Genomic DNA, 16,926 nt, shown 5'->3' with positions numbered 1-16,926 from the left:
GGGTTACTCCCCGTCCAGGATTGCAGGGACCTTGAAGCGGCCGTCGGCGTTGTCGGGTGCGCCGAGGAGCGCTTCCTCGTTGCTGAGGGTCTCCCCCACGACGTCGTCGCGGAACACGTTGCTCAGCGGGATGGGGTGGCTCGTGGCGGGGACGTCGTCGCCCGCCACTTCGCTCACGGTCTTGATGGCATCGACGATGACGGCGAGTTCTTCGGCCATGCGGTCGAGCTCGTCGTCGTTCATGTCGATGTGGGCGAGCCGTGCAAGGTGCGCGACGTCGTCCCGGTTGATCTCAGCCATGGATCTCCCCTGGAAGTCGGAAGTGGGTATCTGCCTCCAGTCTAGTGCTGGCGCGGGTGGCCGCCGGCATCAGGAACGGGCGACGACGACGGCGTCCGGGTGGTGCCACAGAGTCAGAGTGCCAGCCGGAAGACCCACAGCAGGATGTCCTCGTTGGGGACCTCCCAGTCGCGCTCGGGAACGCGCACGAAGCCCATCGACTCGTAGAGGCGGTGGGCACGCACCATGTCGGAGCCGCTCGTCAGGCTCACCGCCTCGATGCCGGGAAGAGTGCGGGCGTGCTCGATGATGCGCTCGACCATGGCGCGACCGACACCGGCGCGCTGGACGGCAGGATCGACGGCCAGCATCCGGAACTCGAGTTCACCCTCGATCGCGATGTCGGTGTACCGCTGTCCGGCGAAGGTCAGCGCCACCGAGCCCACCACCACGCCGTCGCGCTCGGCGACCCAGACCTCCGCGTGCTGGGCCCGGTGCTCGATGTCGGCCAGCACCGCCATGTAGGGATGCGACTCGTCGCCGAAATAACCGGCCTTGAGGTAGGCGCCGCGCGTGATGCGCCGGACGTCGTCGTAGTCCTCGGGGCGGACGGGCCGGATGCTGATGAGGGAACGGCGCAGGGCGCTCCCGGAGGGTGTTGGGGTCACCGGCCCATTTTGCCACGCAGCGGGGGTGCCCCGAGGCAGGTCAGGACGCCTCGGTCACCCGCCGGTATCCGGTGCCGTCGGGGTACCGCTCCAGATACCCGTAGTCGACCAGGGCCCGCCGGAGGGTGGGGATGTCGTGCGTGACGGTGGCGAGCAGGCGGTTGACCTCGGGCTCGTTGATCTCCTCGTCCGCCGGGATGAGCCGCTCGGCGAGGTGGGACAGGAGGTCCTCGCGGTCCTGGCCCGCGCGCGGCAGTCCGTCGATGCGTCCCTCGCGGAAGAAGCGGTCGACGCCCCTGGGCGTGCCGGGTGCGGCGGCCGCGAGGACCGCCTTGAAGAGCTGCCCGTTGACGGAGAGGTCGTCCGTGAGGAGCCCGGCGTCGACCAGGCGCTGCACCTCCTTCGGGGCGGCGTCGAGGGGCTGACCGAGCACGGCGCGGGCGTAGAGGATGCGGGCCCGCTCACCGGCGAGTGTGGAGAGGACCTTCTGCCAGGACGGCGGTGCAGCGGACGTCGGCTCGGGGGTCGGTTCGGGTGCTGGTCCGGGGTTCGGACCGGGTGTTGTCATGGCTGCCTCTCGGTGGGTTGGGACGCGCGACGGGCCGCCGCCAGGAAGTCGGCGGGGTCGGCCGCCGTGACCGCGGAGAGCCGTTCGGCCTCCGAGGGACCGCCGTCGAGCATCGGCCGCAGCGCCGGCCGGTGGACCGGGACGCCGGCTTCCTCGGCGATCAGGGCGCCCGCGGCGAAGTCGTGCTCGTTCAGGCCCCGTTCCAAAAAGGCGTCGAGGGTCCCGTCGGCCACCAGGCAGAGGTCGAGTGCTGCCGACCCGAGGCGCCGCAGGTCACCGAATTCCTCGAGGAGCGGACCGAGCTCCGCGACCTGGGCCGAGCGTATGGATCGGTCATAGGCGAATCCCGTGGCGAGGATGCGGCCGCTGTCCGCCGTGGGCCCGGCGAGGCGCCGCACCGCACCGTGGTCGCTGACCCACGCCCCTCCGCCGCGGGAGGCCCAGTAGATCCGGGACAGTGCCGGGGCGTGCACGACGCCGGCGAGCCAGCTGCCGTCCTCGTCCGCAGCGGCCACGGAGGTGCCGTAGTAGACGATGTTGCGGATGAAGTTGGTGGTGCCGTCCAGGGGGTCGATGGACCAGCGGATCCGGGCGCCGCGGGGATCGGCGCCCGAGGGGACGGTGGTGCCGAACTCCTCGCCGGTGATGGCATCGTGCGGCCGCGAGTCGGCGATGACGGCGCGCACCGCCTGCTCCGCCGCGACGTCGAACGCCGTCACCCAGTCGCTGTCCGAGCTCTTGCTGGTGGCGCCGAGCGCCCCGGGGTCCCGCCGCGCGAGGACCTCGGCGCCGGCAGCGGCGGCCTGCCGCGCGAGGTGCAGGAGGGCTGCGGGAGCGACCGTCCGGCCCTCCCTGTCCCGGTCCGGCACCCGGTCCGGGACCCGGTCCGCTGCCCCGTCGCTCACGCGGTGTCCCCGCCCGGAGCGGGACCTGCGCCCGCTCCCGCCTGCAGCTCCTCGGCCACCTCGGTGTCCTCGTCGATGTCCGGCACAGCCGCGGCGCCGTCCGTCCCGGCGTCACCGGCGCCGTCGGCGTCCGGGTCGGCCACCGGACCATTGGCGAGGAGGGCGATGAAGCCGTCCTCGTCGAGGACCGGGATGCCCAGCGTCTCGGCCTTCTCCAGCTTGGTGCCGGCGTTCTCCCCCGCCACGACGTAGCTCGTGTTCTTCGACACCGAGCCGGCTGCCTTGCCGCCGCGCGTGATGATCGCTTCCTTCGCCTCGTCGCGGTTGTACTGCTGCAGGGAACCCGTCACCACGATGGTCAGGCCCTCGAGCGTCCGCGGGGCGCTCTCGTCGACCTCGTCCTCCATGCGTACACCCGCTGCCGCCCAGCGGTCCACGATCTCGCGGTGCCAGTCCTCCGCGAACCACTCCGTGAGGGCGGCGGCGATGGTGGGTCCCACGCCGTCGACGTTCGCGAGCTCCTCCTCGCTCGCCGTGCGGATCCGGTCCATCGATCCGAACGCGGTGGCGAGGGCGCGCGACGCCGTCGGCCCCACGTGGCGGATGGACAGCGCCACCAGCACGCGCCACAGCGGCTGCTTCTTCGCCTTCTCCAGTTCGGTGAAGAGCTTGCGGGTCGTGGCGCTCGGCTCCGAGGGCTTCTTGGCGGTGCCCTTCGAATAGAAGTAGGGGACGAGCTCGCGACCCGTCACCACGCCCTTGACCTTCTTGTCCCGCTCGATGCGGACGTCCGCGAGCTTCTCCGGCGTGAGGTCGAAGATCTCGGCCTCGGTGGTGATGGGCGGGACCTCGGGTTCGGCGGGCTGGGTGAGCGCGATCGCCGCTTCCCAGCCGAGGGCCTCGATGTCGAAGGCGCCGCGCCCCGCGAGGTGGAACACGCGCTCCCGCAACTGGGAAGGGCAGGACCGCGCGTTGGGGCAGCGGATGTCGACGTCGCCCTCCTTGGCGGGCTGGAGCGTCGTCCCGCAGGAGGGGCACTCGGTGGGCATCACGAACTCGCGGACCGGCGGGTCCTGCTTGTCCCGCAGGGCGATGACCGGCCCCACGATCTCGGGGATGACGTCACCGGCCTTCCGCAGCACCACGATGTCGCCGATCATCACGCCCTTCGCCTTCACGACCTCCTGGTTGTGCAGCGTCGCCATGCCCACAGTGGATCCGGCGACCTTGACGGGCTCCATCAGGCCGAACGGGGTGACGCGTCCCGTCCGCCCCACGTTGACGAGGATGTCCAGCAGCTTGGTGTTCACTTCCTCGGGCGGGTACTTGTAGGCCACCGACCAGCGCGGCACGCGGGAGGTGTGCCCGAGCGCTCGCTGCAGGGCGAAGCTGTCCACCTTCACCACGATGCCGTCGATCTCGTGCAAGAGGTCGTGGCGGTGCTCCCCGAAGTGCTCGATGAAGGCGATGATCTCGTCCTGCGTGGCGAGCACCTTGTAGTAGGGGGATGTCGGGAGCCCCCAGGCCTTGAGCAGGTCGTACGTCTCCGACTGAGTCCCGGCCGTCAGCCCGGTGCGGGCGCCGATGCCGTGGACGTACATGTCGAGCGGGCGCTCGGCCGTCATGGCCGGGTCCTTCTGCCGCAGCGACCCCGCCGCCGCGTTCCGCGGGTTGGCGAACGGCGCCTTGCCCGCGGCGACCATGCGCTCGTTGAGCTGGGCGAACTCCTTCGTGGGGAAGAACACCTCGCCGCGGATCTCCACCTCCTCCGGATGGTCCGTCCCGGCCAGGTGCTGGGGTATCGAAGCGATCGTCAGGACGTTGTGCGTGATGTCCTCACCGGTGACGCCGTCACCCCTCGTGGCTGCGCGGACCAGCTCGCCGTTGCGGTACAGCAGGTTCACCGCGAGGCCGTCGATCTTGAGCTCCGTCAGCCACGCGATGGTAGCTCCCGGGTTGCGCTGCTCCACGCCGGCGGACGCCCGGTCCAGCCAGGCCTTCAGCTCGTCGAGGGAGAAGACGTCCTCGAGGCTGTACATGCGGGCGAGGTGCTGCACGGGGGCGAAGGCGGACGAGACCTCGCCGCCCACCTCCTGTGTCGGGGAGTCGTTGGCGATGAGTTCCGGGTGCAGCGCCTCGATCTCCTCGAGCCGCCGGAAGAGGGTGTCGAACTCCGCGTCGGAGATGGTGGGGGCGGCGTCCTGGTAGTACGCGATGCGGTGGGCGCGGATCTCCTCGGCGAGCTGGGCGTGCTCCTCGCGGAGCTCGTCGCCCGGCGGGTTCCGGTCCACGGTTCCGGCGGTATCGGCTGCGTCTTCGGTTCCTGTGGTCACTTTCCCATCTTGCCCTACGGCTACAGGGCGGGCCACTGCAGGCACAACGACGGCGGCCGGTCGGGGCGGCACCTCGACGGGCACCCGGTTGGGGCGGCCGGTCGGAACGCCCGGGCTACTGGTGCGGGGAGCCCGGCGCCGCGTCCGACCGCAGGACGGCGTGCGAGCCGTTCACGCGCACGACGTCGTCGGGCTGCGTGTCGTTCATGCGCACGACGTCGTCGGGTTGCGTGTCGGCGGTGGTGCCGGCGGGGATCAGGTGACCGACGTCGGCCGCGAGGATCCCCCCTCGACGGACAGCCGAGCCCTCGACATCCGCGGCCGCCGCGTCGTCGACGCGTGTGTCGACGTGTGCGTCGACGATGATCAGTGTGACGTTGTCGCGCGCCCCGGAGCGGAGGGTCGCCTCGACGAGCTCCTCGCATGCCTGCTGCGGGTCCGCGACGGTGCTGAGGACGTCGTAGATGGCGTCGTCGGACACCTCGCCGCTCAGGCCGTCCGAGCAGACCAGGATGCGGTCGCCGTCCTCGACGGGCATCAGCCAGAAGTCCGCCTCCGAGTCGTCTCCCGTGCCGAGTGCCCGCGTGACCACGTGCCGGCGGGGGTGGGTGCGGGACTCCTCCATCGAGATGCTGCCGGTGTCCACGAGTTCCTGGACCTCCGAGTGGTCCACGGAGATCTGTCCGAACCGGTCCCGACTCAGGCGGTAGGTGCGCGAGTCGCCCACGTTGAAGAACAGCCAGCACGGCACGCCCTCCTCCTGGACCAGCACCACGCCGCTGAGTGTCGTCCCGGCCAGTCCGCCTGCCTGCCGGCGGATCTCCTGGTCGGCGTCGTCGATGAGCTCCTCCAGGTCAGCGGCGGAGAACTCGGGCAGGTGATGCCCCAGGATGGGGCTGCTGCCCAGGGTCCGGACGCAGATACCGCTGGCGACCTCTCCGGCCGCGTGGCCGCCCATGCCGTCCGCCACGGCGAACACCGGTTCGGCGGCGATCAGGGAATCCTCGTTCAGTTCCCTCCGCAATCCCCGATCCGTCGCGAAGCCGTAGGCGAGGTGCACGTCCCGCGGGGGGCCGGCCTGGGGGGTACGGAGGGGTTGGTCGGTCATTCCCCCATTCTGCCCTGCCCGTTTGCCTCCCGATAGCTTCCGCGGCCTCGGCGGGTCCCGCCCCTAGTCGAGGACGATCCCCGTGCCGGTTCCCCGGGCGAGCGTCACCGGGCGCACCTCACCGAAACCGCGCACCTGCCGGGGCTCGTGCGGCGTCAGGACGAACTTCTCGTTGTGCTCGAGGGTCGCGGCGGTGGCGGAATCGACGAGCACCTCCCCCGGCTCGGCGAGCGCGGTGAGCCGGGCCGCGAGGTTGACGGTCGGTCCGTAGATGTCGCCGAGCCTGGACAGCACCCGCCCCCAGACGAGGGAGCACCGCGCCGAGGGAAGGAATTCGTCCTCGGTGAAGGCCTTCGCGAGGGCCAGCGAGATCTCGGCACCGGCCTCGGGCGACTCCGCGATGTAGAGCACCTCGTCCCCGATCGTCTTCACGAGCCGGCCGCCGCCGACCGAGATGATCTCCGCGCACTTGTTCTCGAAGCGCTGCACCAGCTGCGCCAGGGTGCGCTCGTTCATCCGCCGCGACAGGCTCGTGTAGGAGACGAGGTCGGCGAACCCGACCGCCCGCGCCAGCGGGAGCGGTGCGTCCTGTTCGTCTCCGTCGCGCCCTGCCTCGCTGGAGATCAGACCCGATTCCGCGCGGAGGGCCAGCCGCTGGACGGCGGCGTTCATCTGGCGGCGCCACGCATACACGAGCGTCTTCTCGAGCGGTTCGAGGAGGTCGGGGAGCTCGGACACCAGCGTCTTGCGCGCGTCGGCGTCCGTGAGCCCGCGCTGGGCCACCATCTCCTCGACGATCGCCTCGATCTGCCACACGACCATGCGGTCCGTCATCTGTCCCACCGCACGGGTGATCGAGATCGCGGCGTCCTCGGTGAGCTGCTCCTGGCGCACCATGTCGATGATCGTCGTGAGCGCGTGGAGGTCCTTCTCGGTGAAGGCGACGTCGTCGTCCCCGATGTTGGGGAAGCCCATGGCGCGCCACAGCTTGCGCGCGGACAGGAGGGAGACCTTGGCTCCGGCGGCGATGTCACGGCGCTTGAGCGTGCGTTCGGCGCCGAGGAGTTCGCGCTCGAGGCGGCGAATGCTCTCCCGGTCGAGCTCGATGGGGCCGGCAGGCGACGACGTCGGCGCGTCGCCGCCTGCGGCGGCCATGTCCGGCTGCAGCTGCCACACGGCCTTCGAGGCCGTCGACGCCGCGGCCTCGGGGGCGTCATCGGACGGCGCCGCATCGACCGCGGGCGCAGCCGTCACCGCCGCAGCCGTCACCGCCGCATTCGTCGTGCCAGTGTCTGTCGCGCCCGCATCCATCTCGCCCGTGCCCGTCGCGCCCGGCGAGCCGGCTCCCCCGTCGTCGGAGCGGGCGGGCTGCCCGGACTCGTGGCGGTCCTCGACTGTCACGATTGCTCACCCGTCCATTCCTGCTGCACCCGCGGCGTCCCACCGCGGGCGTACTGCGGATCGATTTCCATATCCACTCCATCGAACATGCGCGTCAGGGGCAGGTCGCTGATCGCCTGCACCACGTACTTCTTGAACGTGCCGATCTGCGGAACGTCCCGGTAGGCGTGCGTGCGGTCGAAGCCGAGATCCGCGACCAGGGTGCCGCTGCCGACCATGCGCTGCACCAGTCCCTGCTCCGTCTGCAGCTGCGAGACGGCGGACAGGCTGATCTGGTGTTCGGAGCGCCGGGTGACGCCGCGCCGGTGGATGAGTCGCAGGCTCGTGAGCACGTACCGGTTGCTCGACCAGCGGAGCACGGGGCGCACCACCACCCGGAGCAGTACCGCCACGATGGCGGCGAGCGCCACCAGCAGCAGCACCGGCTGCCAGTCGGGGAGCCCGCCCGGCAGGTCCCGTCGGCCCAGGTACCCCAGGCCGAAGCCCCCGGCGGCCAGGAGCGGGAAGGCCGCGAGCACCGGCCCCACGATCGGCAGCGGGTTGGGCCGCGTGCGCACGAGGACGCGTTCGCCGGGCAGCAACTGGATCCGCATGGCCTACGCCTGCGGGCGCAGGTGCACGACGTCGCCCGCGGAGATCGTGTGGCGTTCGCCGTCGTCGTCGCGCACGATCAGCGCGCCCTGGGCATCGAGGGCGAGCGCGCGTCCGCTGAGCAGGGCGCCGCCGGGCAGTTCGGCCCGGACGTCCTGGCCGAGCGTCGCCATGCGCGCCCCCACACGGGTCAGCAGGGACGGCCCGGAGTCCCAGGCCTCGGCGTCACCGTCGACGTCGCAGAAGGCCCGGTAGGAATCGGCGAACGTGCGCAGGAAGGACTTCAGCAGGATGTTGCGGTCCGTGGTGCCGGCGTATTCGAGCAGCAGGCTGGTGGCCGTGGGCACCGGGAGTTCGTCGTCGGTGAGGCTGACGTTCAGGCCGATCCCCACGACGACGGCGGGCGGCTCGGCGCCCGCGCCCGGCACGAACTGCGCCAGGACACCGGCGAGCTTCCGGCCGTCCACCGTGACGTCGTTGGGCCACTTGAGCTGCGGGGCGATCTTCGTGCGATCCTCGACGCTCTCCGCGAGCGCCAGGGCGGCGAGGAGCGAGAACCAGGAGTAGGCCGTGGTGGGCACGGGCCGCCCGTGCCGGTTGAACGGGCGCAGGAGCACGCTGACGAACAGCGAGGACCGCTCGGGCGCTATCCAGCTGCGGTCCAGCCGTCCGCGTCCTGCGGTCTGCACTTCCGCACCGAGGACGCTGAGGTCCGGCCACCCTGCCGCTTCCCGCTGGGCGTGCTCCACGAGGTCTGTGTTGGTGGATCCGGTCCGGGCCACGATGTCGAGCCGGGAGAACGGGCCCGACGGCATGCACAGGGCTGTCCTCAGTGCGCCGAGGTTCAGGCCCGGGCGCTCGAGATTGGAGTAGCGGGAGGACATGGCATCGATCTTATCCGGCCCCGCGCTCCCTGCCCCGGAGCGGGACCTCAGAGGAACCGGAGCGGGACCTCAGAGGAAGATGTCGGGGACAAGCCGGTCCTCGGGTGCGCCGAGGCTGTACGGCGTGAAGTCGGTGACGCCTTCCTCGCGGAGGACCTCCTCGTCCGTGTAGAAGTTCCCGGTGCAGTCCCGTGCCGGGCGGACCAGGACGGCGTGCGCGGCGTCGGCGACGATCTGCGGGCTTCGGGCCGCCTGGACCATGCGGTCCCCGCCGGGCATGGCGCGGATGGCCGCCGTGTCGATGAGGGTCGCCGGCCACAGGGAGTTCACGGCGACGCCGTCGTCCTTGAGTTCCTCGGCGAGGCCGAGGGTGGTCAGGCTCATCCCGTACTTCGCCATGGTGTAGGCCAGATGCCTGCCCGCCCATTCCGGCGTGAGGTTCAGGGGCGGCGACAGTGTGAGGATGTGGGGGTTGTCCGAGCGCTTGAGCGCCTCGAGGGCGGACTTGCTCAGCAGGAAGGTGCCGCGGACGTTGATGTCCGCCATGAGGTCGTAGCGCTTCATGTCCACGTCGGGCGTCCTGGAGAGGTCGATCGCCGAGGCGTTGTTGATGACGGCGTCGATGCCGCCGAAGGTGCCTGCGGTCGTCTCGACGGCGGCCCGGACGTCGTCGTCGTTCCGCACGTCGCCGACCAGGGGCAGGGCGCGGCCACCTGCGGCCTCGATCTGTTCGGCCGCGGCGTAGACGGTCCCTTCGAGCTTCGGGTGCGGCTCGCCGGTCTTCGCCAGGATGGCCACATTGGCTCCGTCGCGGGCAGCCCGCAGGGCGATGGCGAGGCCGATCCCGCGGCTTCCCCCCGACAGGAGGAGAGTGCGCCCGGCGAGCGATCGGCGTCCGGGTCGGGCGTCCGGAGCGGAGGATTCCTGAGCGTCATTGCGTGCAGTCATGGCCCCACCATAAGCACCGGGGGTCACCCGACGGCTCGCGACGCCCCGATGTTACTCGCGGGTAACATCGGGGCTCCGGCTAAGCGTTGGCCATGGAAGCTGTAGACGTCCTACAACGGCAAGCCCTTTGATCCTCACTAGACTGGGGAAAACGCGCCGCACTTTGTCGGAATCCTCCAGTCGCGGCTGGGGGCTCCGCGCAACCCAGTGAGGCGCGGTCCCACGCCACCCGCCGACCGGAGACTCCATGCACCAGGACCTGCAGCTCGACCTGACAACGACGGCCGGGAAGCTCGCCGACTTCCGGAGGCGCAAGGCGCTCTCGGAGCAGCCCTCCGGCCCCGAAGCGATCGAGAAGCAGCACGCCCGCGGCAAGAACACCGCCCGCGAGCGGATCGACCTCCTCGTGGACGAGGGCTCCTTCGTCGAGTTCGACGCCTTCGCGGTGCACCGCTCCACCGCCTTCGGCATGGAGAAGAAGAAGCCCCTCGGCGACGGCGTCGTGTCCGGCTACGCGACGGTGGACGGGCGCCTGATCGCGATCTACAGCCAGGATTTCTCCGTGTACGGCGGCTCCCTCAGCCAGGTCAATGGCGAGAAGATCGTCAAGGTGCAGGAGTTCGCGCTCCGCAACGGGTGCCCGGTCATCGGCATCAACGACGGCGGCGGGGCCCGCATCCAGGAGGGCGTGGCGTCGCTCGCGATGTTCGCGGACATCTTCCGCAACAACGTCCACGCGTCCGGGGTGGTCCCGCAGATCTCGCTCATCATGGGTCCCTGCGCCGGAGGAGCGGCCTACTCCCCCGCGCTGACGGACTTCGTGGTGATGGTGGACAAGACGTCGCACATGTTCATCACGGGCCCCGACGTCATCAAGACGGTGACCGGTGAGGACGTGGACATGGAGACCCTCGGGGGCGCACGGCAGCACAATACGACGACGGGCACCTCCACGTACCTCGCGACCGACGAGGCGGACGCCATCGGCTTCGTCCGCGAACTGCTCGACTTCCTCCCGTCCAACAACCTCGCGGAGGCGCCGCTGACGGAGTTCGTGGAGGAGCCCGAGGTGACGGACGAGGACCTCGCCCTCGACGAACTCATCCCGGACGCAGCGAACCAGCCGTACGACATGCACGCCGTCATCGACGCGATCGTGGACGACAGCCACTTCCTCGAGATGCAGGCGCTCTACGCGCCGAACGTGGTGACCGGCTATGCCCGCGTCGAGGGCCACACCATCGGCATCGTGGCCAACCAGCCCCTGCAGTTCGCCGGCACCCTCGACATCAACGCCTCGGAGAAGGCGGCCCGCTTCGTGCGGCACTGCGACGCCTTCAACATCCCCATCCTGACCCTCGTGGACGTCCCCGGCTTCCTGCCCGGCAAGGACCAGGAGTTCCAGGGCATCATCCGGCGCGGCGCCAAGCTGCTCTACGCCTACGCCGAAGCCACCGTGCCGAAACTGACGGTCATCACCCGCAAGGCCTATGGCGGCGCGTACATCGTCATGGGGTCCAAGAAGCTCGGCGCCGACCTCAACCTCGCCTGGCCCACCGCGCAGATCGGCGTCATGGGCGCCCAGGGTGCCGTCAACATCCTGTACCGCGGGCAGCTCAAGGCCGTCGCCGAGGCCGGCGGGGACGTCGAGGCCGCACGCGCGGACGTCGTGCAGCAGTACGAGGAAGAACTGCTGAACCCGTACCAGGCAGCCGAGCTGGGCTACGTCGACGCCGTCATCGCCCCGTCGGAGACCCGGCTGCAGATCGTCCGGGGACTCCGCGCCCTGCGCGACAAGCGGGCTGCCAACCCCGCCAAGAAGCACGGGAACATCCCGCTGTGACCGCGCAGGACAGCACGCCCGACGACGTCGCCCGGGAGAGCCCGGCCCTCCTGTCCGTGGCCTCCGGCAATCCCACGGAGGAAGAACTGGCGGCCCTCACCGCCGTCGTGGTCGCCCTGCGGGGACGCGGGGAAGCGGACGAGGCTCCGGCCCACGGCAGGTCCTGGGTCCGCCGGGCCATGCTGCGGCTGGGTCCGACGCCGGGACCCGGCTCCTGGCGCCGCAGCGTCCGCTGACGCGACACCCCCTCCCGGAACCCCTTCCGGGCCTACTCGCCAGTACGCACCGGGCTCCCTACCATGGGGAAACGGGTGTGGCTGGGGTCACATGGGGGAAGCCCTGTCCCGTCACCGGGCCGCCCGGGACGCAGCGCAGTGTCCCGGAAGTGATGACGAGCCCGGGTGGTGCTGCTGCCGGGCGGTTACAGGGGGTAGCCATGGCCGCGATAATCGAGCTTTTCCATGATCGGGACAACGCCTTCAGATTCCGGTTGAAGACACCGGAAGGGGCGGTCATCGCCGTGTCCAGACCGTTCCCGGACAAGGCGGCGGCCGTAGCGGGCATCCGCACCCTTCGTGAGTGCGCCGGGACCGGCCTGATCACGGACCTCTGCCTCCCGAGGCCGCAGACAGCAGGAGCCGCGCGACGACCCGTAGGGCCCGCAGGCACGTAGGCCCCAGGAGACTCAGCGCGGGAGATTCAGCGCGGATCCGCCACGGTGCCGAGGAACACGGGCAGTCCCGTCTCCTCGTGGACGATCTGGTAGCCGAAGGGGCGATCGAAGGCGATGCTCGCCTCGGGCGGCATCGGAGCGCTCCCCGCCATCGTCAGCTGTGTGACGGCCGCCGCGACGGTGCCCTTCTCCGCGACCGTGATGTTCGCGACCTGGGCAGCTCCGTCGACGAAGGAGCCCGGCTGGATGGCACGGAAGTCGGCGTCGGGTCCGAAGGACTCGTCGAGTCCCGCGGCAGCCAACGGTTTCCGGAGGTCCTGCTCGAACTCGTGGTCCCACGTCGGCAGGCTCAGCTCCACCCGGACGTCGCCGGCCGTATCGAGCAGGAAGGCCATGTCGAGCAGTTCCTGTTCGGTCCACCGCGGCGGTGATCCTTCCGCCGGCAGGATGAGCCGCATGATGAAGCCGTCGCCGTAGGGCAGGTCGATCCCGCTCCAGCCGCCCTCCTCGGCGTACCGCACCGTGCGCGTGCCGTGCATCATCGGGACGTCCACCCTGCTGCCATCGGCCAGCATGAAATCCTGGTCCGACGTCCCGGAGGGATCGAAGGGCTCGTCCCAGGCCGCTGCGAAGTAGACGGCGTTGAGAAGGGACAGCGTGGTGCCCGGACCGACCTCGAGCGGGGCCTTCTCGATCCGGCCGCCGGTCTCCTTCGACACCCAGTCATCGATGCGGTCCGCCGTCGAACCGTCCCGAAAATCGACGGGGTAGACGCCGCTGCCGTACTGGCGAGCCAGGGTCTCCAGGTACTCCTCGCCGATGCCGCCGGACTCCGGGACGAAGACCGCGTTGGCGAGATGCAGGACGGGAGTCTCGGGCGGATCGTCCTCGTCGACGTCACCCGGGTTGCCGTCGAAGCGCTGGATGCTCGCGAGGAGTGCGTTCATCGCCTCGTCCCGATGCTCGGCGGGCAGACCCAGGACCGCGTCCAGCTCCGTGGCGGTCGTCGACCCGGCTCCGGCGCGCAGCATCGACAGCGCATAGAGGGCACTGAGCGGGCTGGTGACCTGGTTGACGTCCGGATCGGAGGTCATGAGCGCGCCGAGGCGGAAGGCGGATCGGAGCAGTGCGTCCTCGGCCTCCGCGAACTCGCCCTGGGCGACGACGACGCGCTCGATCGGCGCCGTCTGCTGGTCCGGCGCGGATCCCGCACACGCGGTCAGCAAGGCCAGAGCCGCGGTCGCCGTGGTGGCGGTCCTGCCCAGGCGTCCGTGCGTGGTCCTCTGTCCCGAGTGCTCCATACCCACGTCCCCTTCATCGTGCTCCCACGGTAGGCCCCCTCACCGCGTGGATCCAGAGCGGCCGAGGATCACGTGCGGTCCGGTGGACTACGACGCCCTGGGCTCCGCCTTCCTGCGGAGCCGGAGCGGCCGCCAGTCAGTAGCCTCCGGCAACCGCTGGGGCTAGGCTCTGGACGTGACCCAAGACACCCCAGCTTCCTTCCCCTCCTCCAGCCAGCAGCCGGCACGGCAGTCGACGGCCGTCGATGCCGTGGCCACGTCGTACTACGAGACCCTGCTCGAACTGATGCCGAATTTCGCCACCGAACTCGGCATCCCCGGTCACGAGACCGAGTACCAGGACTACTCCCCGGCAGGTATCGATGCCCTCGCCGACGCCGCCCGCGATACCCTCCGGCGGCTCGACGGCCTCCAGCCCGCAGATGACGTGGATGCGGTGACGCTCGACGCCATGCGCGAGAGGCTCGGACTCGACCTCGAGATCCATGACGCTGGACTCGGGTACGCCGAACTCAACAACATCGCCTGCCCCGCCCAGAACATCAGGGCCATCTTCGACCTCATGCCCACCGCCACGGCGGAGGACTGGGGCAATATCGCCGGGCGCATGGCCAATGTCCCCGGTGCCATCGACGGATACATCGCATCCCTCCGCGCCGGCCGCGAGCGCGGTCTCGTCGCCGCCCGCCGGCAGGTGGGCATCGTGATCGAGCAGTCCACGAAGTACGCCGAGGACGGCGGTTTCTTCGACACCCTCGGCGCCACTGCACGCTCGGACGACGGCGACCTCCCCGACTCGGTGCAGCAGGAGCTCCGTTCCGGTGCTGACGCTGCACGTGGCGCCTACCGCTCGCTCGCGTCCTTCCTGCAGGACGACCTCCTCCCTACAGCACCCGAGAAGGACGCCGTCGGGCGGGAGCGCTACGCCCTGATGTCGCGTCTCTTCCTGGGGTCCGCCGTCGACCTCGAGGAGACGTACGCGTGGGGCGTCGAGGAACTCGACCGCGTGATCGCCGAACAGGAAGCTGTCGCGAACGAGATCCGGGAGGGGGCCTCCATCGAGGAGGCCATCCGCATCCTCGACGAGGACCCGGCCCGCCAGCTGCAGGGCACCGATGCGCTCCAGGCATGGATGCAGGAACTCTCCGACAGGGCAGTCGACGCGATGGCCGGGGTCCACTTCGACATCCCGGACGTGATGCGCCGCCTCGAATGCAGGATCGCCCCGACCAACGAGGGCGGCATCTACTACACGGGCCCCAGTGACGATTTCTCCCGCCCGGGACGGATGTGGTGGTCCGTGCCCGAGGGCGAGGACTCCTTCACCACCTGGAAGGAGACCACCACCGTGTACCACGAGGGCGTTCCGGGCCACCATCTGCAGATCGCGACGGCGACCTACCAGCGTGCACTGCTCAACCCGTGGCGCCGCAACGCCATCTGGGTCTCCGGCCAGGGCGAGGGCTGGGCACTGTATGCAGAGCGCCTCATGCAGGAACTCGGCTTCCTCGCCGATCCGGGCGACCGCCTCGGCATGCTCGACGCCCAGCGGATGCGCGCGGCCCGCGTCGTCTTCGACATCGGGGTCCACCTCGAGCTCGAGATCCCCGAGCGCTGGGGCGAGGGCACCTGGACCCCGGAGAAGGGCTACGGCTTCCTGAAGCGGAACATCGCCATCAGCGAGGGCCAGCTCAACTTCGAGTACAACCGCTACCTCGGCTGGCCGGGGCAGGCCCCGTCCTACAAGATCGGCCAGCGCCTCTGGGAGCAGATCCGCGACGAGGTCCGGGCCGGCGAGGGCGGGACCTTCGACCTCCGCGACTTCCACACCCGGGCCCTCAACCTCGGGTCCGTGGGCCTCGACACGCTGCGTCGGGCACTGGTGTCCTGACGGAGCCGTCGGATGCAGGCGGGCCGGGGATGCCGCCCGCCTGCGCCCGATGACTGCGGCCCCGGGGACGCATCTGCCGTCGGCGACCGCCTAACGAATCGGTGTACTTCTAACGATTCGGCGCCGTTCAGCCCGACGACGGCGCTTTTTCCCGGGTGCCGGAGCAGCATAGGATCACCTATCCAGCTCGACAAGGTGGTGCGCTATGAACAAAACGCGCATGACGGGGAAACTCTCCGCCATACTCGCCGCCCTCGCCCTCACCGCAGGCCTCGGCCTCGCGGGGGGACCACCGGCATCCGCCGCCTATTGCGGCATTACATGGGGGTCGTTGGCGAAAGTCGCCACTTCCACCTCAACAGCACCTATCACGAACGTCCGGTCCGGCCGCCACGCTTGCTTCGATCGCCTCGTGATCGACGCCCGCGGCCATGTCTCCGGCTACCGCGTGGCCTACGTCAACCAGGTCAGGGCTGACGGTTCCGGGATGGTCGTCCCGGTCCGGGGCGGCGCACGCCTCTCCGTGACAGTCAATGCCCCCGCGTATTACAACGGCATGTCTACGTATCCCCGCAGCAATGACAGGGAACTCGTGAACGTCGCGGGCTACTCCACCTTCCGCCAGGTCGCATGGGCCGGAAGCTTCGAGGGGTACACCACCCTCGCACTCGGGGTGCGGGCGCGGCTTCCAGTCCGCGTCTTCGTGGTACCCGGTCCCGGTGCCGGTTCGAGGGTGGTGGTCGACGTCGCACACCGCTGGTGACAGATGCCTGCCCGGTCCCGTCCCGACGTCGTGACGGGACCGGGCAGGAACTCCCGGCCCGCCGGGATTGCGCCGGCGGGCCGGCGCCTGCCTAGGCTGGAGCATGACCCTCCGCCTGATCCTCGCTTCGAAATCCCCCGCCCGCGCCAAGCTCCTGACGGAAGCCGGCATCCGCCACTCGGTGCTGGTGTCCGACGTGGACGAACCGGCTGTCGTCGCCTCCTACGGCGAACTCGACGCGCACGACACGTCCCTCCTGCTGGCCCGCGCCAAGGCCGAGGCCGTCGGGGCCCTGGAGGACGCCGACGATGCCCTCGTCATCGGCTGCGACTCCGTCTTCGAGTTCGACGGCGAGGCGCACGGCAAGCCCTACGAACCCGCGGTGGCGATCGAACGGATCCGCCGCATGCGGGGTCGCTCCGGCGTCCTGCACACGGGCCACTGGCTCGTGGACACGCGCGACGGCGGATCCGGCGCCACCATCGGCGCAGTCTCCTCCGCGACCGTGTATTTCGGGGCGATGTCCGACGCCGAGGTCGAGGCCTACGTCGCGAGCGGCGAACCCCTGCACTGCGCGGGGTCCTTCACCATCGACGGGCTCGGCGGAGCCTTCATCGACCGTGTGGACGGCGATCCGCATGCCGTCGTCGGGCTCAGCATCTCCCTGCTGCGCGGCCTCCTGCAGTCGGCCGGGGTCTCCGTCACGGACCTCTGGGCGCCGGCGGCGGCGTTGTAGGTTCTCTACAAAGGATTACCCTCCAACACTCCCC

Annotated in this window: 17 protein-coding genes; 6 read left to right on the top strand and 11 right to left on the bottom strand. The window is 70.2% G+C overall.

Annotated features, from left to right (window positions below; translation table 11 throughout):
• Window positions 1-3 precede the first annotated feature (3 nt).
• The 10 genes from gatC to ACX80I_RS14020 all read right to left on the bottom strand — a co-directional run bounded on the left by gatC (window position 4) and on the right by ACX80I_RS14020 (window position 9,685).
• Complete coding sequence (gene gatC / locus ACX80I_RS14065; RefSeq protein ID WP_087072057.1) at window positions 4-300, bottom strand: Asp-tRNA(Asn)/Glu-tRNA(Gln) amidotransferase subunit GatC; 297 nt, start codon at window positions 298-300, stop codon at window positions 4-6.
• 113 nt (window positions 301-413) lie between these two features.
• Complete coding sequence (locus ACX80I_RS14060) at window positions 414-947, bottom strand: GNAT family N-acetyltransferase (RefSeq protein ID WP_459345738.1); 534 nt, start codon at window positions 945-947, stop codon at window positions 414-416.
• Window positions 948-987: 40 nt separating this feature from the next.
• Complete coding sequence (locus ACX80I_RS14055; protein WP_459345737.1) at window positions 988-1,515, bottom strand: DUF2087 domain-containing protein; 528 nt, start codon at window positions 1,513-1,515, stop codon at window positions 988-990.
• The gene (locus ACX80I_RS14050; protein ID WP_459345830.1) at window positions 1,512-2,384 is read right to left on the bottom strand and encodes an inositol monophosphatase family protein; all 873 of its coding nucleotides are present in this window, start codon (window positions 2,382-2,384) and stop codon (window positions 1,512-1,514) included. The genes ACX80I_RS14055 and ACX80I_RS14050 overlap by 4 nt, the downstream gene beginning before the upstream one ends.
• Before the next feature lie 32 nt (window positions 2,385-2,416).
• A complete protein-coding gene (gene ligA, locus ACX80I_RS14045) occupies window positions 2,417-4,753 on the bottom strand; it encodes an NAD-dependent DNA ligase LigA (RefSeq protein WP_459345736.1) in 2,337 nt (778 codons plus the stop codon).
• A 115-nt stretch (window positions 4,754-4,868) separates the two neighbouring features.
• A complete protein-coding gene (locus ACX80I_RS14040; RefSeq protein ID WP_459345735.1) occupies window positions 4,869-5,861 on the bottom strand; it encodes a PP2C family protein-serine/threonine phosphatase in 993 nt (330 codons plus the stop codon).
• Window positions 5,862-5,924: 63 nt separating this feature from the next.
• Entirely contained in the window at window positions 5,925-7,262 is a 1,338-nt protein-coding gene (locus ACX80I_RS14035; protein WP_459345734.1) for an adenylate/guanylate cyclase domain-containing protein, read from the bottom strand.
• Complete coding sequence (locus ACX80I_RS14030) at window positions 7,259-7,855, bottom strand: PH domain-containing protein (protein ID WP_459345733.1); 597 nt, start codon at window positions 7,853-7,855, stop codon at window positions 7,259-7,261. The genes ACX80I_RS14035 and ACX80I_RS14030 overlap by 4 nt, the downstream gene beginning before the upstream one ends.
• Window positions 7,856-7,858: 3 nt before the next feature.
• Complete coding sequence (locus tag ACX80I_RS14025; protein ID WP_459345732.1) at window positions 7,859-8,737, bottom strand: biotin--[acetyl-CoA-carboxylase] ligase; 879 nt, start codon at window positions 8,735-8,737, stop codon at window positions 7,859-7,861.
• 69 nt (window positions 8,738-8,806) lie between these two features.
• Window positions 8,807-9,685, bottom strand: coding sequence for an SDR family oxidoreductase (locus ACX80I_RS14020; RefSeq protein ID WP_459345731.1), 879 nt, complete (start codon window positions 9,683-9,685; stop codon window positions 8,807-8,809).
• Window positions 9,686-9,944: 259 nt separating this feature from the next.
• Here ACX80I_RS14020 and ACX80I_RS14015 point away from each other — a divergent pair, with 259 nt between their 5' ends.
• From ACX80I_RS14015 to ACX80I_RS14005, 3 genes are all read left to right on the top strand, one after another.
• Window positions 9,945-11,528 (top strand): acyl-CoA carboxylase subunit beta, encoded by a 1,584-nt coding sequence (locus tag ACX80I_RS14015; protein WP_459345829.1) that lies wholly within the window; start codon window positions 9,945-9,947, stop codon window positions 11,526-11,528.
• Complete coding sequence (locus tag ACX80I_RS14010) at window positions 11,525-11,764, top strand: acyl-CoA carboxylase subunit epsilon (protein ID WP_459345730.1); 240 nt, start codon at window positions 11,525-11,527, stop codon at window positions 11,762-11,764. The genes ACX80I_RS14015 and ACX80I_RS14010 overlap by 4 nt, the downstream gene beginning before the upstream one ends.
• Window positions 11,765-11,916: 152 nt before the next feature.
• Window positions 11,917-12,201 carry a YegP family protein gene (locus ACX80I_RS14005; RefSeq protein WP_459345828.1) on the top strand — a complete coding sequence of 95 codons (285 nt, stop codon included), beginning with the start codon at window positions 11,917-11,919 and terminating at the stop codon, window positions 12,199-12,201.
• A gap of 26 nt (window positions 12,202-12,227) precedes the next feature.
• Here ACX80I_RS14005 and ACX80I_RS14000 read toward each other — a convergent pair whose 3' ends face one another.
• Window positions 12,228-13,502: a serpin family protein gene (locus ACX80I_RS14000; protein ID WP_459345729.1), complete on the bottom strand. Its 1,275-nt coding sequence runs from the start codon at window positions 13,500-13,502 to the stop codon at window positions 12,228-12,230.
• Between the two features lie 175 nt (window positions 13,503-13,677).
• Here ACX80I_RS14000 and ACX80I_RS13995 point away from each other — a divergent pair, with 175 nt between their 5' ends.
• The 3 genes from ACX80I_RS13995 to ACX80I_RS13985 all read left to right on the top strand — a co-directional run bounded on the left by ACX80I_RS13995 (window position 13,678) and on the right by ACX80I_RS13985 (window position 16,892).
• Window positions 13,678-15,393, top strand: coding sequence for a DUF885 domain-containing protein (locus ACX80I_RS13995; RefSeq protein ID WP_459345728.1), 1,716 nt, complete (start codon window positions 13,678-13,680; stop codon window positions 15,391-15,393).
• A gap of 220 nt (window positions 15,394-15,613) precedes the next feature.
• Window positions 15,614-16,156: an AMIN-like domain-containing (lipo)protein gene (locus ACX80I_RS13990; protein ID WP_459345827.1), complete on the top strand. Its 543-nt coding sequence runs from the start codon at window positions 15,614-15,616 to the stop codon at window positions 16,154-16,156.
• 103 nt (window positions 16,157-16,259) lie between these two features.
• Window positions 16,260-16,892 carry a Maf family protein gene (locus ACX80I_RS13985; protein WP_459345727.1) on the top strand — a complete coding sequence of 211 codons (633 nt, stop codon included), beginning with the start codon at window positions 16,260-16,262 and terminating at the stop codon, window positions 16,890-16,892.
• Window positions 16,893-16,926: the final 34 nt, after the last annotated feature.

This window comes from Arthrobacter rhamnosi, from assembly GCF_054510855.1.
This window is presented reverse-complemented; position numbering and strand designations above follow the sequence as displayed.